This window comes from Pseudoalteromonas sp. SG41-2, assembly GCF_014164535.1.
GTDB classification, from domain to species: Bacteria; Pseudomonadota; Gammaproteobacteria; order Enterobacterales; family Alteromonadaceae; genus Pseudoalteromonas; species Pseudoalteromonas rhizosphaerae.
Window position 1 is genome coordinate 221,187 of sequence record NZ_JACJFK010000002.1, and the last position, 25,263, is coordinate 246,449.

General features: G+C 40.7%; 20 protein-coding genes. 16 read left to right on the plus strand and 4 right to left on the minus strand.

Going from position 1 to position 25,263, the window contains the following annotated elements; all coding sequences use genetic code 11:
• The first annotated feature begins 5 nt into the window (after window positions 1–5).
• The 12 genes from ileS (at window position 6) to H5186_RS02560 (ending at window position 16,073) form a co-directional block, all read left to right on the plus strand.
• Entirely contained in the window at window positions 6–2,834 is a 2,829-nt protein-coding gene (ileS, locus tag H5186_RS02505) for an isoleucine--tRNA ligase (RefSeq protein ID WP_182794081.1), read from the plus strand.
• A 9-nt stretch (window positions 2,835–2,843) separates the two neighbouring features.
• On the plus strand, window positions 2,844–3,344 hold the full coding sequence (lspA, locus tag H5186_RS02510) for a signal peptidase II (protein ID WP_145237265.1): 501 nt from the start codon (window positions 2,844–2,846) through the stop codon (window positions 3,342–3,344).
• Window positions 3,341–3,781, plus strand: coding sequence for an FKBP-type peptidyl-prolyl cis-trans isomerase (fkpB, locus tag H5186_RS02515; RefSeq protein ID WP_145237262.1), 441 nt, complete (start codon window positions 3,341–3,343; stop codon window positions 3,779–3,781). Before lspA ends, fkpB begins: the two co-directional genes overlap by 4 nt.
• Window positions 3,781–4,710 carry a 4-hydroxy-3-methylbut-2-enyl diphosphate reductase gene (gene ispH, locus H5186_RS02520; RefSeq protein WP_182717083.1) on the plus strand — a complete coding sequence of 310 codons (930 nt, stop codon included), beginning with the start codon at window positions 3,781–3,783 and terminating at the stop codon, window positions 4,708–4,710. Before fkpB ends, ispH begins: the two co-directional genes overlap by 1 nt.
• A 38-nt stretch (window positions 4,711–4,748) precedes the next feature.
• The gene (locus H5186_RS02525) at window positions 4,749–5,789 is read left to right on the plus strand and encodes a sensor histidine kinase (RefSeq protein ID WP_182734406.1); all 1,041 of its coding nucleotides are present in this window, start codon (window positions 4,749–4,751) and stop codon (window positions 5,787–5,789) included.
• Window positions 5,786–6,487 carry a LytTR family DNA-binding domain-containing protein gene (locus H5186_RS02530; RefSeq protein ID WP_182761222.1) on the plus strand — a complete coding sequence of 234 codons (702 nt, stop codon included), beginning with the start codon at window positions 5,786–5,788 and terminating at the stop codon, window positions 6,485–6,487. The genes H5186_RS02525 and H5186_RS02530 overlap by 4 nt, the downstream gene beginning before the upstream one ends.
• Before the next feature lie 132 nt (window positions 6,488–6,619).
• Window positions 6,620–7,180 (plus strand): type IV pilus modification protein PilV, encoded by a 561-nt coding sequence (gene pilV / locus H5186_RS02535; protein WP_182794082.1) that lies wholly within the window; start codon window positions 6,620–6,622, stop codon window positions 7,178–7,180.
• Window position 7,181: 1 nt separating this feature from the next.
• Entirely contained in the window at window positions 7,182–8,168 is a 987-nt protein-coding gene (locus H5186_RS02540; protein WP_182794083.1) for a PilW family protein, read from the plus strand.
• The gene (locus H5186_RS02545) at window positions 8,156–8,638 is read left to right on the plus strand and encodes a pilus assembly PilX N-terminal domain-containing protein (RefSeq protein ID WP_182794084.1); all 483 of its coding nucleotides are present in this window, start codon (window positions 8,156–8,158) and stop codon (window positions 8,636–8,638) included. Before H5186_RS02540 ends, H5186_RS02545 begins: the two co-directional genes overlap by 13 nt.
• A gap of 17 nt (window positions 8,639–8,655) precedes the next feature.
• Window positions 8,656–11,853, plus strand: coding sequence for a pilus assembly protein (locus H5186_RS02550; protein WP_182794101.1), 3,198 nt, complete (start codon window positions 8,656–8,658; stop codon window positions 11,851–11,853).
• Between the two features lie 437 nt (window positions 11,854–12,290).
• On the plus strand, window positions 12,291–15,446 hold the full coding sequence (locus H5186_RS02555; RefSeq protein ID WP_182794085.1) for a PilC/PilY family type IV pilus protein: 3,156 nt from the start codon (window positions 12,291–12,293) through the stop codon (window positions 15,444–15,446).
• Window positions 15,447–15,638: 192 nt separating this feature from the next.
• On the plus strand, window positions 15,639–16,073 hold the full coding sequence (locus tag H5186_RS02560) for a type IV pilin protein (protein ID WP_182794086.1): 435 nt from the start codon (window positions 15,639–15,641) through the stop codon (window positions 16,071–16,073).
• Between the two features lie 89 nt (window positions 16,074–16,162).
• Here the strand turns inward: H5186_RS02560 and H5186_RS02565 are convergent, their stop codons facing one another.
• Both H5186_RS02565 and H5186_RS02570 read right to left on the minus strand, forming a co-directional pair.
• The gene (locus tag H5186_RS02565) at window positions 16,163–16,702 is read right to left on the minus strand and encodes a GspH/FimT family pseudopilin (RefSeq protein WP_182794087.1); all 540 of its coding nucleotides are present in this window, start codon (window positions 16,700–16,702) and stop codon (window positions 16,163–16,165) included.
• 75 nt (window positions 16,703–16,777) lie between these two features.
• Window positions 16,778–17,323 (minus strand): GspH/FimT family pseudopilin, encoded by a 546-nt coding sequence (locus tag H5186_RS02570; RefSeq protein WP_182794088.1) that lies wholly within the window; start codon window positions 17,321–17,323, stop codon window positions 16,778–16,780.
• Between the two features lie 192 nt (window positions 17,324–17,515).
• Between H5186_RS02570 and glnB the strand changes: the two genes are divergently transcribed.
• Window positions 17,516–17,854, plus strand: a complete 339-nt coding sequence (gene glnB / locus H5186_RS02575) for a nitrogen regulatory protein P-II (RefSeq protein WP_145237227.1) — start codon at window positions 17,516–17,518, stop codon at window positions 17,852–17,854.
• A gap of 82 nt (window positions 17,855–17,936) precedes the next feature.
• Here glnB and H5186_RS02580 read toward each other — a convergent pair whose 3' ends face one another.
• Window positions 17,937–18,698, minus strand: a complete 762-nt coding sequence (locus H5186_RS02580) for an outer membrane protein assembly factor BamD (protein WP_149980797.1) — start codon at window positions 18,696–18,698, stop codon at window positions 17,937–17,939.
• 141 nt (window positions 18,699–18,839) lie between these two features.
• Between H5186_RS02580 and rluD the strand changes: the two genes are divergently transcribed.
• The 3 genes from rluD (at window position 18,840) to clpB (ending at window position 23,226) form a co-directional block, all read left to right on the plus strand.
• Window positions 18,840–19,817, plus strand: coding sequence for a 23S rRNA pseudouridine(1911/1915/1917) synthase RluD (gene rluD, locus H5186_RS02585; RefSeq protein WP_145237221.1), 978 nt, complete (start codon window positions 18,840–18,842; stop codon window positions 19,815–19,817).
• A gap of 9 nt (window positions 19,818–19,826) precedes the next feature.
• Window positions 19,827–20,552 carry a peptidoglycan editing factor PgeF gene (gene pgeF / locus H5186_RS02590; protein ID WP_145237218.1) on the plus strand — a complete coding sequence of 242 codons (726 nt, stop codon included), beginning with the start codon at window positions 19,827–19,829 and terminating at the stop codon, window positions 20,550–20,552.
• Between the two features lie 97 nt (window positions 20,553–20,649).
• Window positions 20,650–23,226 (plus strand): ATP-dependent chaperone ClpB, encoded by a 2,577-nt coding sequence (gene clpB, locus H5186_RS02595; protein WP_149980795.1) that lies wholly within the window; start codon window positions 20,650–20,652, stop codon window positions 23,224–23,226.
• A 111-nt stretch (window positions 23,227–23,337) separates the two neighbouring features.
• Here clpB and H5186_RS02600 read toward each other — a convergent pair whose 3' ends face one another.
• Window positions 23,338–24,885 (minus strand): PAS domain-containing methyl-accepting chemotaxis protein, encoded by a 1,548-nt coding sequence (locus H5186_RS02600; protein ID WP_182717092.1) that lies wholly within the window; start codon window positions 24,883–24,885, stop codon window positions 23,338–23,340.
• Between the last annotated feature and the right edge of the window lie 378 nt (window positions 24,886–25,263).

Sequence of the window (25,263 nt, forward strand, 5' to 3'; positions counted from 1 at the left end):
GATTAATGAGCGACTACAAGCATACTTTGAATTTACCGGAAACGACGTTTCCAATGCGCGGCAATTTGGCACAACGTGAGCCAAAAATGCTTAAGACATGGTATGAAGACGACCTGTACGGTCAAATTCGCAACGCTAAGAAAGGTAAAAAAACCTTTATTTTGCATGACGGCCCTCCGTATGCGAACGGCGATATCCATTTAGGTCATTCAGTAAATAAAATTCTAAAAGATATTATTGTTAAATCAAAAACCTTATCTGATTTTGATGCGCCTTACGTACCTGGTTGGGATTGCCATGGTCTACCGATTGAATTAATGGTAGAGAAAAAAGTGGGTAAGCCAGGCGTGAAAGTCACGGCTGCAGAATTCCGTGAGAAATGTCGTGAATACGCGAAAAAACAAGTTGAAGGCCAAAAAGTTGATTTTAAACGTTTAGGCGTATTTGCTGATTGGGATAAGCCTTACTTAACCATGAATTTTGACTTCGAAGCAAACGCAATTCGTGTGCTTGGACGTATCATCGAAAAAGGCCATTTACACAAAGGCGCTAAGCCTGTGCATTGGTGTACTGATTGTGGTTCTGCATTGGCCGAGGCTGAGGTTGAATATCAAGATAAGCAATCACCAGCGATTGATGTGCGTTTTGAATTTGTTGATCAAGCGGCCGTTGTTAGTGCCTTTGATTTAAAAGCCGATCATGAAGGTAAAGGTACAGTCAGTACAGTGATCTGGACAACTACACCATGGACACTGCCAGCTAACCGTGCGGTTGCCGTGCATGCTGAACTAGAATATGCCTTAGTGCAAGTTGATGATGACGGCGCGCAGCAGCGTTTGATTATAGGGTCAGAGCTAGTTAAAGATGCAATGGATCGCTACGGCTTTAAGCACTTTCACGTATTAGGTTATGTAACGGGTTCAGCACTTGAAAATTTACAAGTGGCGCATCCATTTTACGATTTTAATGTACCAGTGATTGTGGCCGATCATGTTACTACTGATTCTGGTACGGGTATCGTGCATACAGCACCTGGCCACGGTCAAGAAGATTTCGTGGCAGGTCTACAATACGGCTTAGAGGTGGCTAACCCGGTTGGTGCAAATGGTGTTTATTTACCTGACACTGAGCTTTTTGCAGGTCAACATGTATTCAAAGCCAATGCGAGTGTAGTTGATGTGCTGACTGAGCGTAATGCGCTTATGCATCACCATGCCTTAACGCACAGTTACCCGCATTGCTGGCGTCATAAAACGCCAATTATTTTCCGTGCAACGCCGCAGTGGTTCATTAGTATGGATCAAGCTAATTTGCGCCAAGATTCATTAAAAGAGATTAAAAACACTCAGTGGTTGCCAGAATGGGGCGAAAGCCGCATAGCAAACATGGTTGAAGGTCGCCCGGATTGGTGTATTTCGCGTCAACGTACCTGGGGTGTTCCAATTGCACTGTTTGTTGATAAAGACACCGGTGCTCTTCATCCTGATACTCAAGCTTTGATTGAAAAAGCAGCCCTGCTGGTTGAAAAATCCGGTATTCAAGCATGGTACGACTTAGAGCCTGCAACTTTACTTGGTGAAGCTGATGCTCAGCAATACATGAAAGTGCAAGATACATTAGATGTATGGTTTGATTCTGGTGTAACGCACGCCTGTGTGGTTGATGCTCGTGAAGATTTAGTTGGTCCAGCTGATTTATACTTAGAAGGCTCAGATCAACACCGCGGTTGGTTTATGTCATCAATGATGACGTCAGTGGCAATTAATGGTCATGCACCATATCGTCAAGTGCTAACTCACGGTTTCACTGTGGATGAAAACGGCCGTAAGATGTCAAAATCGCTAGGTAACGTTATTTCACCACAGAATGTGATGAATAAACTCGGTGCAGATATTTTACGCTTGTGGGTTGCTTCAACTGATTACACTGCAGAAATGACCGTATCAGATGAAATCTTCAACCGTTCTGCGGATCGCTACCGTCGTATTCGTAACACTAGCCGTTACTTACTCGCTAACTTAAGTGGTTTTGATCCTAAAACTGACCAAGTAGCTATTGATGACATGGTTGAACTTGATCGTTGGATTGTTGGCCGTGCGGCGCAATTACAAGATGAAATTTTGGCGGCTTACGAAAGTTACCAAATGCTCCAAGTAACGCAAAAGCTAATGAACTTCTGTACTGGTGAGCTTGGTTCATTCTATTTAGATGTGATCAAAGACCGTCAATACACAGCGAAAAGCGATAGTCATGCCCGTCGTTCATGTCAAACAGCTCTATATCATATTGCCGAAGCTATGACGCGCTGGATGGCGCCAATCATGAGCTTTACCGCGCAAGAGATTTGGCAAGCACTGCCAGGTGAGCGTGACCAATATGTGTTTACCTCAGTTTGGTATGATGGCTTAAAAGCGGTTGGCGAAGGCCAGTTTAGTAATGACGATTGGTTAACGATTCTTACTGTGCGTGATGAAGTAAACCGTGTGTTAGAAGGTGCACGTAAAGAAGACGTGATCGGTGCGACACTCCAAGCTAATGTGAATATTTTTGCCAATGCAGAGCTTGCAGCTAAATTAGCAGCTTTGGGTGATGAGCTTCGCTTTGTATTCTTAACATCTAACGTTACTGTTACAGCCGTTGATACACAACCAGATGCAACTCAAACAACTGAAATTGAAGGCTTATACATCAGCGTATCAGCTACCGACGCACAAAAGTGCGAACGTTGTTGGCATTACTGTGATGATGTAGGTGCAAATCCTGCGCATCCAGAAATTTGTGGTCGTTGTGTTAGCAATGTAGATGGCGAAGGCGAAACACGCCAATTCGCATAGGAGTAGGAAGTGAGCAAACTAGCCCAAAAAAGTGGTTTAGTGTGGCTTTGGTTAAGTTTGCTACTTTTAGTAGCAGACTTTGCCAGTAAAACACTGGTTGTTAAAACCATGAATTTACGCGAATCAATTGATATATTGCCATTTTTCAATCTAACCTATGTGCATAACTATGGCGCAGCTTTTAGTTTTTTAAGTGAAGCGGGTGGTTGGCAACGTTGGTTTTTAAGCGTTATTGCTATTTCAATCAGCGTATTATTGATCTGGTGGCTAAAACGTTTACCTGCCACTAATAAAATTTTATGCAGTGCTTATTCGTTAGTATTAGCGGGCGCAATTGGCAACTTATATGACCGTATCAGCCATGGTTATGTGATTGACTTTTTACACTTTTATTATGAAAGCTGGAATTTCCCTGCGTTCAATATTGCCGACAGTGCGATTTGTATTGGTGCCGCATTATTATTATTTGATGCCTTTACTGGCGAAAGTCCTAAGGAGCAAAAAGCATGAGCCAAGCAGTTATAGGTGAAAAATCAGAGGTTATTTTTCATTTTTCAATTAAGCTATCGGATGGCTCTGCGGCAGATTCAACCAAAGTGCATAATAAGCCTGCAAAATTAACGATGGGTGATGGTAGTCTAACGGCTAACTTTGAAAAATGCTTATTTGGTTTAGCGTCTGGTGACAGCAAGTCATTTGAACTTGAGCCAGAAGATGCTTTTGGTCAACCAAACCCAGATAATATTTACTATGTAGACCGTAGTAAGTTTGGCCCAGAAACGCCGGCAAAAATTGGCTCTATTATTGCGTTTACTCAACCTGATGGTACCGAATTACCAGGAGTTGTTCGTGAAGTGCAGGGTGAGTCTGTGACCATCGATTTTAATCATCCGCTTGCAGGTCAACGTTTAACTTTTGAAGTTGATATTTTAGAGGTGAACGGGTAATGGAAATTTTATTGGCAAATCCGCGCGGTTTTTGTGCGGGAGTCGACCGTGCGATTAGTATCGTTGAACGTGCGTTAGATATCTTTGAAAAACCGATCTATGTGCGCCATGAAGTTGTCCATAACCGCTACGTGGTAGATGGTTTGAAAAGACGTGGTGCGGTGTTTGTTGAAGAATTGGATCAAGTGCCAGACGACAGCATTGTTATTTTTAGTGCCCATGGCGTGTCACAAGCTGTACGCAGTGAAGCTAAGCGTCGAGATTTAAAAGTATTTGATGCAACATGTCCATTGGTCACTAAAGTGCATATGGAAGTGACCCGCGCTAGTCGTAAAGGTATCGAGTGTATTTTAATTGGTCATCATGGTCACCCTGAAGTTGAAGGCACCATGGGGCAATACGATAACGCTAAAGGTGGTATTTATTTAGTTGAAACGCCTGAAGATGTTGCCAAACTAAACGTGAAAAATCCAAATAACTTATTTTATTGTAGCCAAACTACATTATCGGTAGATGATACCGCAGATGTTATAGATGGCTTAAGAAGTAAGTTTCCAGCGATTGATGGCCCACGTAAAGACGATATTTGTTACGCCACACAAAATCGCCAAGATGCGGTACGTGACTTAGCTGATAAAGTAGATGTGTTATTAGTTGTTGGTGCTAAAAATAGCTCAAATTCAAATCGGTTACGTGAACTTGCTGATAAAATGGGTACTGTTGCTTACTTAATTGATGACGCCAGTAATGTTGAAGATCAATGGTTTACTAATGTCAATGCGGTTGGTGTTACCGCGGGTGCATCAGCCCCTGAAGTGCTTGTACAACAAGTGATTAACCGCCTTAAAGAATTAGGCGGTAAACAGGTTATTGAAAACCCAGGCGAAGTAGAAAATATCGTATTTGCTGTACCCGTTGAGCTACGCTAACCTTAGCGTACTGACAGGACATTTTTAAGGAGCGCGCAATGAGCAAGTCGGTGCAAACCAATACTTTGCTTTTTGCGGCGCTGTTTAAAGAACGCGGCGTACTTGCTACCTTAGTCGTTGCGCAAGTTATCGCCACTATACTAGCTTTCGCTCCTGCAACTGCGGATGATATTTGGATCCGCCTCGGCGGGATCAGCCTGTTTTTACATCTCACATTTTTGTCTAGTCTAACTTGGCTTTACTTACTACGTAAACCACTTGCACACTTGAGTCAGCCTTGGCAATTAAGTGCTTTAATGGCTTCATTACTACTTACAACGGCAGTTTTCAGCGGATTGTTAGTGACCTATGGAGGCGACTTTATTGCACAACAACATACTTATCAGTTTATTTTAAGAAACTTATTAGTCGCTTTTTTAGTCACCGCATTATTTATTCAATTTTTAACTATTCATTTTGAAAAAGACCAGCAAACTAATGCGTTGGCTCGCGCAGAGCTAGATGCCTTACAGGCACGTATTCGTCCGCATTTTTTATACAACAGCCTCAATACCGCAGCGGAGCTTACACATTATGATCCTCAAGCTGCAGAGCAAGCGATTTTAGCGCTCGCGGCATTATCTCAAGCGGCAATGCGAGTGGGGAAAGAGACTGCACTAAGTGATGAAATAGCACTGACTCAGCAATATATTGCGCTTGAAAGTTGGCGGTTTGCTGATCGTTTACAAGTCAACTGGCAATTACCGGAGCAATTGCCAGAGATAACTATTCCGTGCTTAACATTACAACCACTGCTAGAGAATGCTGTTTGTCACGGTGTTGAGCCTTCATTGACTGGCGCTATAATTTATGTCGAGTTACATATTAGTAAACGCTCGTTAGTCATTTTAGTTGAAAACCCAATCTCGTCGCAGCAGCAAAAACGCTCAGGAAATGGTATGGCACTGAATAATATTCGCCAGCGGTTAGATCTTTATTATCAAGGTCATGCAAAGCTGACAATGACAACACGAGGTGATATTTTTCGGGTCAAGTTAGTGCTGCCCCTGGCTATTAATAATGCCAAGGAGCAAGCATGAAGGTACTCATAGTTGATGATGAGCCATTAGCACGTGCTCGCTTACAGCGATTACTTGCTCATTACCCAGACTATAACCATGCAGCACAAGCAAGTAATGGCAACGAGGCTTTGCAACAAGTGAAGCTGCAGGCTCCTGATATTGTATTTCTGGATGTTGATATGCCTGCTATGAGCGGTTTAGAAGTTGCAACACAATTGAATAAGTTGTCTGTCCCTCCAGCTATTATTTTCGTCACCGCTCATCCTGAGCATGCCTTAGAAGCATTGCAACTCAGTGCTGCGGGTTATTTAGTAAAACCTGTGACGGAGCAAAATTTAGCAAAAGCAATAGATCAACTAGGCCGTTTAACGCGCGCCCATCTACAAAAGCAACGTCCAGCGGCAATCAGTTATCAGCTTGCGGGGGTAACACGCAGTGTGGCATTAGAGGATGTGTGTTATGTCATAGCGGAAGAGAAATACACGCGTTTAGTTTTTACTAACGGTGAGGCATTGCTTGATCAAAGCTTAAAACAACTCGAGCAGGATTATCCTACACAGTTATTACGAATTCACCGCAAGATAGTGATCAATCTGTCCCGGCTAATCGCTCTAAAAAAAGCTGAAGATGGCAGTCATGTGGTTTTATTAGAAGGTTGTAGTTGTTTATTACCAGTAAGTAGACGCGCCTATAAATCAGTAAAAGAGCATCTTTAAACACATTAAATTTTGCAGCAAAAATGCATAGTTAACCATTCATCAACAAATATAACCGTTCATCCTAACCCATCTTGTATCTACATATTATTAGCATATCCTTATAATCAGATAGTTTATATTGGGTGTACTATGAGGTCCATCAAGCATACATCGCAACATGGTTTTACGTTAATTGAGGTTTTAATTGCGTTTGTAATTTTAAGCTTTGGCTTGCTCGGTGCGGTCGCACTACAAGCAAAAGCAAAACAAGCCAGCTTCGACTCTATGCAACGAGCAGCAGCAGTTGCTTTAGGTAATGACATTATTCAACGGATACGAGCAAATGACCGAGTTGCGTCAATCACTCAGTATAATGGCACATTCACCAGTAACACAGCACTTAAGCAGTCTAGAACATGTTACACCGACACATGTAGCTCAGCTCAAATAGCTGCTCTAGATCGCCAACAATGGATCCGTGCAATACAAGCACGAGAAAATACCGGCGCTTTAGACGGCGCAACTGTATGTATAGATAATACAGCTGTAGCTAATAGTAATGGTAAAGCGTTTGATATTGAAGTCGTAGTTAGTTGGCAAGGGCGCCAAGAGATCACCGCAAATGCAGATACCCAAAAGCTAGCGTGTGGCGAGAATAATAATAATCGTCGGATCATGGTATTAAAAAGTTACATTTACTTAAGGAGCTAATATGAAGCAGCAAGGTTTCACTTTAGTTGAAATGATGGTCGCATTGTTTATCGGTGGTTTAGTGCTTGGCGGAGTGATGTTCACTTATATCAGCATGAAAGTAACGACTAGAGATACGATGACGATCGGCGAGTTACAAGAAACCGGTCGTTTAGCGCTGAATATTATGCAACGTGATATTGAGCAAATAGGTTTTTGGGGTACATTTTATGAAGATTCATTTTCGAAAGAAAACACGAATACATTAGCAAATCCGACTCCGGATTGTTCTGAAGGTCTTAATAATGGTAGTTTTCCTGTTTTTAGCGCAAACAGTAATTTTCGTTCTGTGTATGCTATTGAATCTACAGGCGGTGCACAGCTTAACTGTATTCCAGATTCACAAGATAATACCGATATTTTACAGGTGAAGTTTTTAGAGGGTTTACAAATTGCTCCTGCCGATACCAGTTCCAACATGTACTATTTTATTGCCGAGCAAGAGCGTGCTGAATTTAGACGTGGGCCCATTGCCGCTGGGACTATTAACGGTAATGCGACGATTTGGCGTTATCGCCATCATGTTTATTATATAGACGAACAACCTTTTCAATTTAATGGTGAAAATATCGATGTACCAGTACTGATGCGTCGTCGTTTAACCCCAAATGGTGGCATGAATCCTGAAACCATCATGGAAGGAGTTGAAAATATGCGGTTTCTATTTGGTTTAGATACCAATAACGACAACCGCGTGGATACCTATCGAAGCATTAGCAAAATGACACCAACAGATTGGGAAAATCGCAGAGGTATTCTGACTGTGCAAGTATTTATTTTAGTGCGAGCTCTTCATGAGGATGCTGATTTAAATCAGCTAAACCAAACGTATACTTTGGGTGAGGATGCAGATCAACGAGTGCTTAGGTTTAATGATCGGTTTCGTCGGGCTTTATTTACAACAACTATTCGTTTAAATAATGTGGGGGCAAACTTATGGCGCATTTAAAATTTGCAAGCAAACAACAAGGTGTGGTGTTAATTATAGCGCTCATCATGGTAGTTGCTGTTACAGGTATTGCCGTGACGCTGATGAGCAGTAGTAGTGTTGATATGAAAATTACCAATGCAGCCTTTGAGCGCGAAGAAGCAGAAAATGCTCTCATGGGTGATGTACAACAAGTCATTGCTACTGAAGCAACTCAAGGTGGCACAAGCCATTTTTTATACACGCAAGCTCAAATACCCGGTGGCACTATTGAGTTACCTAAAATTGACGATACGACAAATATAATGAGTAATTTAAATAATGGTGTATTAGATTTACCTTGTCCTCGAAAATTTAATTTTACAGCTGGCATTTCGTGCAACATGGTGCAAGTGAACAGCACTATAACGTACGGCTCAAAAAGCAAACATACTATAACAGTAACGTCAGGCATCGCCCAGGAAATGGCAAGTTTGAATACTGGTGGCTAAGTGAGTGAGTAAAGATGATGAAGTTTAAAAAGTTAGTTACGAATATTTCACTCAGTATTGCGGTACTCTTGAGTATGCAAAGCTATGCTGAAGACATTGAATTATATGTAAATCATAATGTTAAAATAAATGAAAAGCCGCGTGTCCTAATAGTTTTCGATACCTCTGGTAGTATGGCATTTTCGACCAAAACCGGTAATAGTTGTGGTTATAATTACTCATCAGGGAAATATACACTATGTTCCGACAGCCGCTTAGGGGTTGCTAAAAATGCTATCTCAGACTTAGTTGACGATAATGAGGACATTGATTTTGGCCTAATGCGCTTTAATGGCGATAATGGTGGGTACGTGATGGCGCGTTTAGGCTCATCACGTAAAACTGTGCTCGATGAAGTGAAAAAATTACCTGCTGATGGTGCAACACCTTTAGCGGAAACCCTGTGGGAAGCCTATTTGTATATTACAGGGAGCTCTGTTTATTACGGTACTAATACGAATGATCGTGACTTTACCGCTGAATCGGGTCGTATATATAAATCACCCTTCGAGCCAGTTAAAGGTGAGCCTGAGCGTTGTGATAATTCAGTCAATATTATTTTGATGACCGATGGTGACCCATCGAATGACTCGAATCGCAACGGTGATATTAATAATTTACATCGTTATTACTTTAATAATAGCAATGGCCCCGTTGTAAGTGGTAGCTATTTAGCGGCATTAGCTAAGGTGATCCATGGTACTAAAGATGTAAAAATCGATTTATATCCAAATACACCAAAAGTAGATGATATTGGCCGTGTTTATGCAATCGGCTTTGGCTCTGGAATGAGCGCAAGTGGTAAAGACTTACTGGATCAGACTGCCAAGCTGGGTGGTGGTGAGTATTTACATGCTGATACCTCAGAGCAGCTATCTGAAGCATTAAAGAATACTATTACCCAGATCCGGTCGGTGAACGACACTTTTACTTCACCTTCTTTAGCAAGTAACAACGTTGACCAAACTCGCAGTAGAGAGTCAATTTACTACGCGATGTTTTACCCTGAATCAGGTGCACGTTGGCGTGGTAACTTAAAGAAACTGAAAGTTAAAGGCGCTGAAATAGTTGGTTTAAATAATCTTCCTGCACTAAATGATGATGGCCTTATTGATAAATCGACCAAGACTTTTTGGTTGCCAAGTAATGAAGAAGCTGATGGCAATAATGTACAACGTGGCGGGGTAAATTCTCATTTATCACTGCTAGCGCAACGTACACTCTATACAGATGCGGGAAGTAGTGGTTTAGTAGAGTTTAACAATAATGCACTTACTTCAGCCTTGGGGAGCACTTTGGCCCTTGCAAATAGCTTTGGTATAAGTAGTACAAATATTTCAAGTACCATTGATTGGGCAAGAGGGATCGATGTTGATGATGAAGACGGAGATGGCTCTCGTCGCGATCAACGTAAAGACATATTTGGCGATCCACTGCATTCAAAACCAGTCACTGTCGATTATGGTGATGGTGATGTTCGAATTTTGATTGGTACGAATGCAGGTTTTTTGCATATGTTCCAAGATAAAGACGACAAAGTTAATGAGACATGGGCATTTATTCCTAAAAGTCTTTATAAAATCATTGATCCGCTTCGCAATAACCAAGCCGATACAAAAGTCTATGGTGTTGATGGACCTATATCGGTATTTTTTGATGATAAAGATCGTGATGGTAAAGTGAATGGTAGTGACAGGGTTTGGGCTTTCTTTGGCTTACGTCGAGGTGGTAATTATTATTATGGATTAGATATTACTAACCCTAACTCGCCAAAGTTAATGTGGACAATTCAAGGTGGAACAGGCGATTTTAAAGAGTTAGCGCAAACGTGGTCTGAACCAACAGTGTCATTTATTAATTTGACCGGTTATAAAAACAAGCCCGTGCTGATTTTTGGTGCAGGTTATGATACTAACAAAGATAATGTTGCTCGCACTAATGATAAGAAAGGTCGCGGTATTTTTATTGTTGATGCGCAATCGGGCAGCGTGGTTTGGTCGTTGACACCTGAAAGTGGCTTTAAAGGTGAGCACAGTATTGCCGCCAATATTAGTACACTTGATTCAGATTATGATGGTTACGTAGATCGTATCTATGCAACAGATACGGGAGGTGCGGTATGGCGAGTGGATATGCCCTCAGATAATCCTAATGATAACACTAACCCGTGGAGCCACTTTAAATTAGCCGATTTAGGCAATAGTTTGGCTACGCAAGATCGTCGTTTTTTCTATAAGCCAATGATTGCGCGTACTATGTACAGTAAAGTAACAAATACCACAACCAATGGTAAAACGGTGGTAACACGTCAAGATACGCCGTTTGATGCGGTGCTTATTGGCAGTGGTAATCGCTCAAAACCGACGGCTACCTCAGTTCAAGATCAACTATTTATGATCCGCGATAATAATACTGTTACTAAGTCGTTTATTGATAATGCGATCCCTACAGCGATCACTGCGAACGATTTGATGAACGTAGATAACGATCCGTTTGGTAACAGCTTAGCTGATATTGATAAGTTCACTGCACAAGAAGTGAAGCTCAGTAACAAACGAGGCTGGTATTATAACTTACCCGCAACCGGAGAGAAATCTTTAGCTGCTCCAAACGTTATTGGTGGCGTTGCATATTATACGTCTTACACACCTGCATCAGCGACAGAAACCGTTAATCAATGTTCACTAAGTGGTGGCAAAGGTGCTATGTATGCTTTTCACTTACATTATGGTACTAAAGTGTACGATCAATTAAGCTTCACAACCAGTAATGATGTGCCAGACACACCTCAGTTATATTTTGGTGAAGGACCTTCGTGTGTTGATAAGAATAATAATGGAAAATGTGATGCTGAGCCAAAAAATAAAGATCCAGATAATCCAGATAATCCAGATAATCCAGAAGATCCAGATAATCCTAAAGACACTGAAGTAGATGTAAAAAAACAAAGTCAGTTTTTACTAATAGGTCCAGGCATTAAAAAGCCTATTTGTACAGATAACTGTGATGAAAACCCTGGCAATCCTTTTAAACCCAAAGAAGTTCTTGGTCCTGGTATTTCATTTGATAAAGATGGCAAAATTAAACTTGTTAGTGATGCCGTACCAATTGGCTTTGGTTTTAAAACACAACAAACTTTTATCTATAAGCGCGAAGTAAATGATAACCATAAGTAGCTGTTAGTATTTTTAAATACACGGCTTGCTACGAAATGTAGCAAAGCCGTGCTTTACTCTTCTCTTTTAGTAAGTCTGAATAAAGCAATGCACATTTATTCTCATCATGAAAAGTATTAGATTAGAAATGTTAAACGGTATTGAATAATCTTCCATAAGTCATTTATTCTTAAACATAGAGTTAGCTCAACCATCATTCCTCGAAGATAAATTAATCTAAAAAACACCATAATATCTGTTGTTATATTATTTTAGTCTAATCAATTAGGTATAGTTAAAAATGATTTACTGTGCTTTTTTTGTACAAAAATGTGATTGATTTATGTTGTTAAATCTAAATTCTATGCTGTACTAAAGTAGTACTCAGCAGGATGTAGAGACGTCTTCTGTATGAGTTTTTGTATCTAAAAGATTCTCACATGGATAGGATGGTCGCTATGTCTCAGTTCACTCATGGAGTTACAAGTCTTCTATTAGGCATTTTACTTTTTTTAACCAGTCAATTTAGCATTGCTGATGATATCGAACTTTATCATTTAGAAAGTAATGATAAGCCACGGGTATTACTTGTGTTTGATAACTCGCTAAGTATGGCTTTACCTATGCACAGTAATAAGCACTGTAAAGGACTCTTAGGAGTAATCAAGTTATGCCCAGAGACACGGCTTTCAGCGGCAAAGAAAGCGATGAAAAAGCTAATCAATGATAATCCTGATATTGACTTTGCACTTATAAAATCGACTGGCCCACTAAGCTTAAATTTAAGTAATATGCTTAACATAGATGGTTTATTAGTAGGCCCTGCTGGTGGTTATGTAGCACATGGCTTTGGCGCTGATCATGCTGATATTATTGATACAATAGATAATTGGAATCTTCTTTCCTTAGTTAACTTAAGCCCTATGACTGAAATGCTACATGAAGCTTTACTTTATTTGCACGGCCGACAAATAGGTTATGATCACCTAAATCTGTTAAACCTAATTGATATTCGTATTCAAAAAAAAGGGCAGTATATTTCTCCCTTCAAGTTGTTAGACAGCTTTGCTCTGCCCTGTGAAAGCCGAGTGAATGTAGTATTGATCACTGACGGTATATCACTTACCGAAAGTCTTCCATTGTTAGATAATAGCCGAGTGAACGATATTAAACAGCTTCATCAAGCTATGTATGGATATCCAGCTGTAAAATTTAAAAATACTTACTTACCGATAGTTGCTAAGGTTCTACATGGCCAAGGAATTGATGACTATGACGCTTACCCAGAAACTACAATAATAGATACAATCAAAATTCACACAGTAGGATTTGGTTTTGCTATGCCTCTTTATGCAGAGCAAGTATTAATTGAAACAGCAAAGCAAGGTGGCGGTCAGTATTTTTTAGCTGAATCAATAGATGAACTTGATGATGCTTTTGTAGCTACGATGAAAACGGTACGTGATGTGGATGCTAATTTTACTTCACCTGCTATTGTCGCAAATAACGCTGATAGAACTCGCCATCTAGATAGTATTTATTTAACAATGTTTCGACCAGAACTAGGACCTCGTTGGCTGGGTAACTTGAAGAAATTAAAAGTCTCTGGTACGCAAATCATCGATGCTACAGGTAATATCGCTTTGGATGATGAAGGTAAAATAAACCAAGATAGTCGCACTTTTTGGCTTCCTGGAGGCGAACCGAATGATGGAGCGGAGTTGCTTGCAGGAGGAGTCAATTATTGGTTATCAGAATATGCAGAACGAACTATTTATACGGATACCCTCGCTGGTTTAGTGCCTTTTACATTTGCCAAATTACAAGCTGATGTAGGTAAGCTTGATGAGTTATTTAATGAATCGCCATTACAGTTAGAGGCAACTATAAACTGGGCTAGAGGAGTCGATGTTGATGATGAAAACAACAACGATAATCGAACCGAGTCACGTAGTAATATCTTTGGTGATCCTCTACACTCAAAACCAGTCGCAATTGATTATGGTAACGGAGATATAAGGATTCTAATAGGCACAAATGCTGGCTTTTTACATATGTTCCAAGATAAAAATGATACATTAGCTGAAAGCTGGGCATTTATACCTCGTAGCCTTTATGGCATTCTCAAGTCCCTCAGAGTTAATCAAGCAAACCGTAAAATTTATGGTGTAGATGGTCCTATTAGTTTGTTTATAGACGACAAAAATAGTAATGGTATTATCAATGATGATGATCGTGTTTGGGCGTTTTTCGGGCAACGTCGAGGTGGACGAAATTACTATGGACTTGATATATCGAAACCAGACTCACCGAAACTTCTTTGGAGTAACCCAATTCAAGGGGGAAGGGCTCCTTTTAAAGAGCTAGGGCAAACTTGGTCTAAACCTGTGGTGACTTATATCAAATTAGCAGGCTTTGAAAATAAGCCTGTACTAATTTTTGCCGCAGGCTATGACACAAATAAAGACAATGAATATTTACATTCAGATAACCAAGGACGAGGAATCTATATTGTAGATGCTAGTACTGGCGAAAAAGTGTGGTCGTTAACACCTGAAAATGGCTTTAAAGGTGTCGATAGCATTGCTGGCGATGTAGCTGTATTTGATGCAAATTATGATGGTTATATTGATCGTCTTTATGCTGCTGATACGGGAGGTAATGTGTGGCGAGTGGATATGCCAGAGGGCAAGTTATGGACACATTTTAAGCTTGCCGAGCTCAGTGGTAATGGAGCCGCTCAAAATCGGCGTTTCTTAAATCAGCCTATGGTTGCTAGGACTGTATTTAGCCGGGTTAGCCGTGTTTTTTATAATGGTGAACAACTTAAAGTACGTGAAGATATCCCCTTCGATGCTGTGTTAATCGGCAGCGGTGACCGTGCAGCACCAATGGCTTCGGACGTTCAGGACCAACTATATATGATTCGGGATATTAATACTGTGACAGGCAAGTTTGTCAATGGTATACCAGAACCGATTAAGATTGACCATTTAATGGATGTCAGTTCGGATCCATTTTCGACTAAACTCGACGATATTGAGGGGTTTAATCAATTAGAGGTGGAGCTGAGTCGCTTTAAAGGTTGGTATTACAACTTACCTAAGTTAGGTGAAAAGTCTTTGGCAGCTGCGACCGTCATAGGTGGGATTGCCTACTTTACAAGTTATACTCCAGCTGTTGCTACCGAAGCTCAGCAGTGTATAAATAGTAGTGGGCAAGGGGCAATGTATGCTTTTCATTTACATTACGGAACCAAAGTATATGAGCAGTTAGCTTATCTAACCCGCCATGAATTACCAGATACACCACAGCTCTACTTTGGAGCGAGTGAGCAATGCGAAGATAAAAATCATGACAAACTTTGCGATGATACGCTGGAGCCAGTCACAGAGAAAAGTCAGTTTCTGCTTGTTGGACCTTGGCTGAATACCAGCCAAATGAAAGGATCAAAACAACCTAGCGAAGCTTTTATACCTCAAGAGCTTTTAGGACCAGAGCTTACCTTTGACGAAAATGGTCACATAAAATTGATTAGTGATACATCAGTTCAGGGGTTTGGCTTTAGGGTTCGGCAAACCTATGTATATAAGCAAGATATTATTTCTCAATAATCTCGGAATTGTTAGTCAGAATTACCTGTGTGTTTTATTATGAATGACTTGTGTAGAGTTTATGGCGCTGGGAGTGTGCTTTAACTCAGCCAATAATTGCATTCAATGACATACGGACCTATGATAGTGAATATATTTGGTTACAGTGCATGGCTTTGTATATAACCAATCTAGATATAAAATGAGAAGTAAATGGCACGACTAATAAAAGCACAAAAAAATGGTTTTACCTTGATAGAGTTAATGATCACTGTAGCAATACTGGGTATCATCGCATCTATTGCATTACCAAGTTACTTTGAACATGTGAAACGTACAGCACGTACAGAGGCGATAACCTCGCTTCTTGATGCTGCAAACAGACAAGAACAATTTTTTGTTGATAATCGTCAATATACCACTAACTTGGCTAATCTTGGGGTGGCAACACCAACAGAGCATGGTTTTTATACTGTTAAGGTTGAAGTGGACAATGATGAAGGCACATTTAGTTTTACTGCAACGCCAGTTGCCGGGCCTGTATTACAGGATGACGACTGTAAATCATTCACTATTGATGATACGGGGCTGAAAACAGCAACAGGTGCAATCGGTAAAACTAACCCAGGTAAATGTTGGGGGAAATAACAGTTAACTTTACAGGTCTATTGCAATCAAAATTACTCTAGTTAGCGTTGAACAAATTGCTTGGGGAAGCTTTGAACCGATAATTTAGATCAGTGACTCTCTTGACATTCTTTAGTGTCTTTTAAGGTTGTTTTACCTGTCGTACTTACTGAAATAGCAAGGCCGGGCAGAGTTGCAGATTCATATTCAGCACAATATACAAAAGTACCATTATTAAACCCTCTAGGGGTGCCATCTGGTCGATATGTGACTGCATTACGTGGGTAAGTGAGCATATCAGATTCATTAATCGCCGCAGTGACGAAAATCACAGTGTCATCAGCACCAAATACGCCAATTTTACCTTTATCTACAAAAACAGTTAGCCCTTGATGCCAGCTATTACTATCGCATATAGATGATTCTAAAGCGCAAACAGTTATTTGGCTATTTAAAGAAATAGCCTTATTACGAGCTAAACTCAGCGTTCTTTTTATCTGCTGGGTATAATTTTCCAGCCGTGTTTTTACAAGGAAAGGTTGAACGTGGAAAAGAGCAAGGTTAGTAATGATCGCGATGATGCTCAACACGACCATTATTTCAATAAGCGTGGTGCCATAGTTGGGATTGCGTTGAGTTATTTTTCTCATCCATGAGAACTCTTTGAGAATATCTATTCTAATGTTAGTTGAGCTTGGAACAGTTGCAAGTTCAACTAATATTATTTAATCACAGGTATTCGCAGTATCGCCATTATATAAAGCTGTACCAGATTGACTGATTGTCAGTGCTTTATTGTTTTCATTATCTTTATTTGGACAATAGATAAATGTACCAGGGTTAGAGGTAATACGGCCACTTGCATCAAATCTTAATGAACTATCCCCTGAAAATGTTAATTGATTATTGTCAGGGACTTCTTCCATGACTCTGAGAATAGTTTCGCCTTGCTTTGGATTATAATCACCATTACCGTTGGCATCATGAAATACAAGTATAGTGCCGTCACTCCAATCATTTAAGCAGGTCACTTTTCTGTCTCTTTCTATTCTAGTTGTATCACCACTGCATACGACGATCAGTGAATCCGTCCCCGTTGCTTTTGCGCGAGCAAAGTTGAGGTTACGTTTTAACTCCAGCAAATAGTTTTCAGCGCGGTTATTCTCTAGCATATCACTGCTATCCCATAAAGCTATCGTAGCCACAATACCGACTATTGCAATGGTGACCATTAGCTCTAATAGCGTAAAACCACGTTGTATTTTTTTCATATCTACCTCTAAATACTCAGGGACTCACTCAAACGTGATGCTAACGACTTATATTTTAAGTATAGTTGCTAGGTTTTTAATAATCATACCATTGTTGTTGATTAAATCACCGTAATTCAATTGCTTTGTTTGCTATGAACTGCAGGATTGTCTAAAATCGACTCAAACAGAATTTAAAAGTAGCAACAATTAATGAAAAAAATAGAAGCAATAATTAAACCATTTAAACTTGATGATGTTCGTGAAGCGTTGTCTGATGTCGGTATTACTGGCATGACCGTCAGTGAAGTGAAAGGTTTTGGCCGTCAAAAAGGGCATACTGAGTTATATCGTGGAGCTGAATACATGGTTGATTTTTTACCAAAAGTAAAACTTGATATTGTCCTTGGTGATGACGATGTTGACCGTGCTATTGAAGTGATCGTTAAAACAGCACAAACAGGTAAAATTGGCGATGGTAAGATTTTCGTCACTGACGTTGAGCGTGTGGTACGTATTCGTACTGCTGAAGAAGATGAAGACGCGATTTAATTTATTATCTGAGATTAAAAGTCAGACATAAAAAAGGCGCTACTTATAAACAATCAGTAGCGCCTTTTTTGTATATGTTAATTTATTTCTTTTTATTTAACTCACGGGTCATTTTAGCGTGTTTACTTAATTCTGGTAAACCAAGCTTGTTGTAGCTTTTTTCCATCATTTCCAGTGCATTATCTAAGTAACTACTTTGAGAATAATGCTCTACGACATATTTACCGCGATTTGCTGCTGCTAAGTAAGCTTCACGTTCATAGTAGTAATCAGCAACTTTCAACTCGTAACGTGCCATTTTGTTGAGTAACCAAACTAAACGTCTTTTTGCTTCAGGGGCATAGCCACTGTCAGGAAAGCGGTTAACTAAAGTTGATAAATCAGTAAAAGCAACACGGGTACGATTAGCATCACGGTCGGCTCTATCAACACCAAAATACTCTTGGAATGCGTTTTTATCGGCTTTAATATTTACTAAACCACGCATGTAGTACATATAGTCTAAATCTTTGTGGTTTGGATTTAGGCGAATAAAACGGTCAATTGTTGCAAGCGCTTGTTCAGTATTACCCGCTTGGTAATGGGCGTAGACTAAATCCATTTGTACTTGTTTTGACATAGGCCCAAACGGATAGCGTGAATCAATCGCACTCAAAAGCTCAATTGCACGCGCGTACAAGCCTGAATCAAGTGTTTGTTTGGCATCATCATACAACGCTTGCGCTGATTTATTAGGAACGCGTTGGATATCTTCTGCATCAGGTGCTGACGAACAGGCACCTAAACCAAGTAATGAAACTGTAAAAACAATGGCGAATGCACGTTTCCCTATTCTATTTATCATTTTATTTGTTACCTTCGATGTCTTCGGCTAGGCCAAGTGGGTAAAACCGAGTAAACTATGCTTATTATATAATGCTTTTATTAAAAGCGATTCTAACCCAGTCGAGCACAGCTTGCACTGGTAAATTGGGTAAAGTTACTAATGTCAGAGCAAATTTCTCTTCAAGCCGAGGTGCCAACTGAGTTAGGCGGTAAACGTCTAGACCAAGTATTGGCGCAATTGTTCCCTGATTATTCACGTTCACGTATAAAAACGTGGATTTTGGATGATAAAATCACCGTGGATGGTGAAATTTTAAACACCCCGAGAGAAAAACTCTTTGGTGGTGAAACGGTCAATGTTGAAACTAGCATTGAAGCCCCACGTGAATATCTAGCGCAAGATATCAAATTAAACATCGTTTATGAAGATGATGATATTTTGGTTATCAACAAACCTATGGGTTTAGTTGTGCACCCTGGTGCCGGTAATCCTGATGGCACAGTGCTCAATGCATTGTTGCATCATTATCCAGATATCATTAATGTTCCGCGCGCAGGTATTGTGCATCGTCTAGATAAAGATACTACCGGTTTGATGGTGGTAGCTAAAACAATTCAGGCGCAAACACATTTAGTTAAAGCATTACAAAAGCGTGAAAATTTCACGCGTGAATATGAAGCAATTTGTAATGGCACAATGACAGCGGGTGGCATGGTTGAAAAACCAATTGGCCGCCATCCTACCCAGCGTACACACATGGCTGTGCATGAGCAGGGCAAACCAGCAATTACGCATTTTCGAGTTGCTGAAAAATTCCGTGCGCATACGCGATTACGTCTTCGTTTAGAAACTGGCCGAACTCACCAAATTCGTGTGCATATGGCATTTATTAATCATCCATTGATTGGTGATAAAGCCTATGGCGGTCGTCCACGTCCACCAAAAGGCGCAACACCTGAATTGTTCCAAATGTTACGTGAATTTAATCGTCAAGCATTGCACGCGGTAAAGCTAAGTATCGCACACCCAATTACGGGTGAAATGATGACTTGGCAGGCGCCAATTCCTGATGACATGGTTGCCATGACGCACGTACTTCGTGAAGACACCAAAGCTAATCCAAATATCGATTTTTAAGCTGCTTTAATGCTTTATCCTAATTGGACAGCGCCAACCAATGTAGGTGCTCTCAGTACAACTCGTCAGGGCGGTGTATCGCATGCGCCTTTTATGAGTTTAAACTTAGGCCTACATGTGGGCGATGATCAGCAAGCGGTATTAACGAATCGCGCACTTTTAGCTGCTCAGCTTCCTAAAGCACCGGTGTGGCTTAATCAGATCCATAGCAGTGAAGTCGTTGTTGTGGATGAGTATTTTGACCCACAGGCTAATTATGATGCGGATGCGCTGTATACCCGATTAAAAAATCAACCACTGGCAATTATGACAGCAGATTGCTTGCCGGTTTTACTTACCAGTGAAAGTGGTGATGAGGTGGCTGCTATTCATGGTGGCTGGCGCGGTTTGCATGCGGGTATTATCGCTAATACTTTGCGTCACTTTAGCAGCCCTGCAGAACAAATTATAGCGTGGTTAGGTCCTGCCATAGGTGCTGCAAAGTTTGAGGTTGGCAGTGAAGTAAAAGCGCTTTTCTGTGAACAATCAGCATCTCATCACACTGCATTTGTGGCGCAGGCGGATGGTAAATATTTAGCGGATATTTATCTGCTCGCAACCACACAGCTTATTAATCTAGGCATAAGAAATATTAGTGGTGGTGAGTACTGTACAGTTAGCAATAGCGAACAATTCTTCTCATACCGTCGAGATGGTCAAACAGGCCGTATGGCTTCTTTGATCTGGCGCAAGTAATAGTCTATTCAGTGAGTATATTTTCTCCTAAGCCTTGATCAAAGTGCCGAGCATACCCATTAATTAAGTAATTAGTTTTTTTAATAGGTAACCCCTTATGCGTTTAGATCGATTTACCAGTAAATTTCAATCTGCGCTCTCTGACGCTCAGTCATTAGCGCTTGGTCGTGATCATCAATTTATTGAACCAGTACATTTAATGTATTCACTCTTGCAGCAAAGTGGCTCAAGTGTGCGTGCGTTATTAGCCCAAGCCAGTGTGAGTGCCGATGAACTTAATACCAAGTTATCACAAGAGATAGAAAAGCTATTTAAAGTGGAAGGTGTTGGCGGCGACGTGCAGTTGTCAAATAACATGGTTTCACTGATCAACTTATGCGATAAGTACGCGCAAAAGCGTAAAGATAAATACATCTCCAGTGAGTTATTTGTATTAGCAGCGTGTGATGATAAAGGGCCATTGGGTGATATCTTCCGCGCTTTAAATATGACCAGCACTAAAATAGAAGCAGCAATACAAGCTATTCGCGGTGGTCAAAAAGTTGATGATCCGAATGCTGAAGATACCCGTCAAGCGCTGAAAAAGTTTACTATCGATTTAACTGAGCGTGCAGAGCAAGGTAAACTTGATCCTGTTATTGGCCGCGATGATGAAATTCGCCGCACCATTCAAGTATTACAACGGCGTACTAAAAATAACCCCGTGTTGATTGGCGAACCCGGTGTCGGTAAAACCGCTATAGCTGAAGGGCTCGCGCAGCGTATTATAAATGGCGAAGTGCCTGAAGGCTTGAAAAACAAACGTGTGTTATCGCTTGATTTAGGAGCCTTGGTGGCCGGTGCAAAATACCGTGGTGAGTTTGAAGAACGTTTAAAGTCAGTGCTTAATGAATTGGCTAAAGAAGAAGGCCAAGTGATTCTGTTTATTGACGAAATTCATACTATGGTGGGCGCCGGTAAATCTGATGGTGCAATGGATGCGGGTAATATGCTCAAACCTGCATTGGCTCGAGGTGAACTGCATTGTGTCGGTGCTACAACCCTTGATGAGTATCGTAAATATATTGAAAAAGATGCCGCTTTAGAACGTCGTTTTCAAAAGGTGCTTGTTGAAGAACCATCAGTAGAAGATACCATAGCGATTCTTCGAGGCTTGAAAGAGCGTTACGAGTTACATCACTGTGTTGAAATTACCGATCCAGCCATTGTTGCCGCAGCGCATTTATCGCACCGCTACATTAGCGATCGCCAGCTACCGGATAAAGCCATTGATTTAATTGATGAAGCGGGTTCGTCTATTCGCCTACAAATCGATTCAAAACCAGAATCATTAGATAAATTAGAGCGCCGTATCATCCAGCTAAAACTCGAAGATAATGCACTTGCTAAAGAGAAAGATGACGCCAGTCAAAAGCGTCGTTCTGAGATGCAGGAGCTGATCACCGATCTTGAAGCCCAGTACCGTGAACTTGATGAAGTATGGACAGCTGAGAAAGCCTCTTTGCAAGGTACTCAAGTAATTAAGGCTGAACTTGAACAAGCGCGATTAGACTTAGATGTTGCCCGCCGTGCCACTGATCTACAACGTATGTCAGAGCTGCAATACGGCCGCATTCCAGAATTGGAACGTAAACTCGACTTAGCTTCACAAGCTGAAATGCAAGAAATGAGCTTACTTAAAAACCAAGTGGGTGAAGATGAAATTGCTGAGATACTTTCACGTTGGACTGGTATTCCTGTATCGCGCATGCTTCAAGGTGAGCGTGAAAAACTGCTGCAAATGGAAGAACATTTACACCATAAAGTGATCGGTCAAGACGAAGCGGTAGTGGCAGTGGCGAATGCGATTCGTCGTTCACGGGCAGGGCTTGCAGATCCAAATAGGCCAATCGGTTCGTTTTTATTTTTAGGCCCAACCGGGGTCGGTAAAACTGAGCTGACTAAAGCGTTAGCTGGATATATGTTTGATACTGAAAGCGCGATGGTGCGAATTGATATGTCTGAGTTTATGGAAAAGCACTCAGTTGCTCGCTTAGTTGGCGCGCCTCCGGGCTATGTTGGTTATGAAGAAGGTGGCTACTTAACAGAAGCTGTTCGTCGTCGTCCATATTCTGTAATTTTGCTTGATGAAATCGAAAAGGCACATCCTGATGTATTTAATATTCTGCTGCAAGTGTTAGATGATGGTCGTTTAACGGATGGCCAAGGTCGTACTGTTGATTTTAAAAATACAGTGATCATCATGACCTCAAATTTAGGCTCAGATATTATTCAAGAGCAAACCGGTAACAACGATTATGCAGCGTTAAAAGAAAAAGTGATGGGGGTTTTGGTTAATGAGTTTAGACCTGAATTTATTAATCGTATTGATGAAACCGTAGTATTCCACCCACTTGCTAATGAACATATCAAAGAGATTGCAGATATTCAGTTAAGCAAGTTACGTGAGCGCCTAACAGGAATGGGTTACTTGTTACAAATAAGTGATGCAGCTCTTGATCGAATTGCAGCCAGTGGTTTTGATCCGGTTTATGGTGCACGACCACTCAAACGGGCTATTCAACATACCATTGAAAACCCATTATCGCAGAAGTTACTCGCAGGTGAATATCAAAGTGGTGACATGATAGTAATTGATGCTGACGAAAATGGTTTAGTGTTCTCATCACGCTAACTGATTAACTGAGTTTTAAGGCCAGTGAATATGCTGGCCTTAAACTCGCTGCGAATAAAAAGTTATAAAGTAACTATTAAAGATAAACCCCTATCATTTAGCCGCGCTTAATTAAACCTTAAAAGTCAGTAAAATATCGTTAACTTTACGTGAGCCTTCGACAAGCTGTGCAGCACCTTTAGCGACATTAAAGCTCAACGTTAAGTTCTCGTCACTGTAACCTTTTATTTGTGTAATGTTGTCGCTAATATCGAGGCTGACAGTTTGTTGTTGCTCGGCGGCAGCAGATATTTGTGTCGCTAGTTGTGATATTTCACTTATTTGCGCGAAAATGCTATCTAGTTCAACTTGAGTATGTCCGGTGGTATTTACACATTCATCGGCTTGCGCCTTGGTGTTTTTCATGACCGTAGACCAGCTAAACAGGGTATCTTGAATTTCTTTAATAGAGCTATGAATTTGTGCAGTAGCACGTTGAGTACGAGAAGATAATGCACGCACTTCATCGGCAACTACTGCAAAGCCTCGGCCATGTTCACCAGCACGCGCGGCTTCAATTGCAGCATTTAATGCCAGTAAATTGGTTTGCTCTGCAATGCCTTCGATTTCAGTCATTACTTGACCTATTTTATCCGCCTCGGTTGCAAGGGAATTAGCAGTACTTGCCGCTTGTTCAACTTGTAAAGCAAGGTCAGACACCATGGCACTATTGTCTGCAATGTGCAGTTTTATATCAGTGCAGCTTTGGTAAGTAATATTTACTTTTTCAGCGGTATGATGAGTGTTGCCCGATATTTCACCTATGGTTGCGCTCATTTGTGACATTGCGGTGGCCATTTGGCCAAGGCGTTGTCCTTGTGCGGCAATGCCTTTTTCAGTTAATGCTGATTGTTGGTCTAGATTAGCCGCAATACCGGTAAACGTGACAGTCGTATCTTTTACTCGTCCTAATACGGTACGTAATTTAGCATTAAGCATTTGCTGGTTATATTCACTAATACTAAATGGATGATGGCCGACATAGACATAGCGGGATACAGAATCATTTACTGCCTTTAGCTGTTTCAGTGCTGTTGGTGTGAAAACTAATTCATCATAATTTAATAGCATAATTAGTAAACTAAATAACGCGGTTATCAATGCAACAGCAATAGATACAAAAGCTGCCAATAGTACTAAACCAAGTAAGCCAATCAGTAGGGCTGCACTTTGGCGAACACCGACCCATTCACGCCAAGAGGACAACGATTTACCGGCATTTATTTTAGTGTATAGGCTTTGTGCGCGTCGTTTTAGTTGTTCGCTCGGTTTTGTTCGTACTGATTGATAGCCAACGAGTTGACCATGTTCAAAAATAGGAGTAACAAATGCATCAACCCAATAATAGCGGCCATCCTTGCAGCGATTCTTTACCATGCCGCGCCATGAATGACCTTGTTTGAGTTTTCCCCACATTTCTTTAAATGCTGCTTTAGGCATATCTGGGTGGCGAACAATATTATGATTTTTGCCAATCAGTTCTTCAAGGGTGAAGCCGGCAATGTTGCAAAATTCTTTATTTGCATAGGTTATCACTCCACGTATATCTGTAGTGGAGACGAGCTCCTGGTGATCTGAAAAGGTGACTTCTTCGTTTATTAACTGCTGACCCCGACGCATAGGTAGTCCTTAAACATGCTTTATTATTAGTGATGATTATAAAGTTCATACAAATGTAATGATAGCAGGTTCAGTGATCACAGGAGTAAAATAGCTATTAAATAGCTTTTTAATGATCTAAAACAAAGAAACTTGCAAAAAGTGCGCGGGTAATAGCTTAATATATAAATAGATATCATTGCTCTAGTACGAGCAATGAGTAAATGTCAGCAATGAGTTGCACATAACAAGCAAACATTTAATTAGTCAGTATCTTGCATTACTGTGGTGTCATTAAAGCAATTGTATATTAGCTCTTACAATGGCAAGATTAGTAAATATTTGGCTATTATAGCTTGGCTGCCCGCAGCAAGTTTGCTTTACAAACATACGGTGACC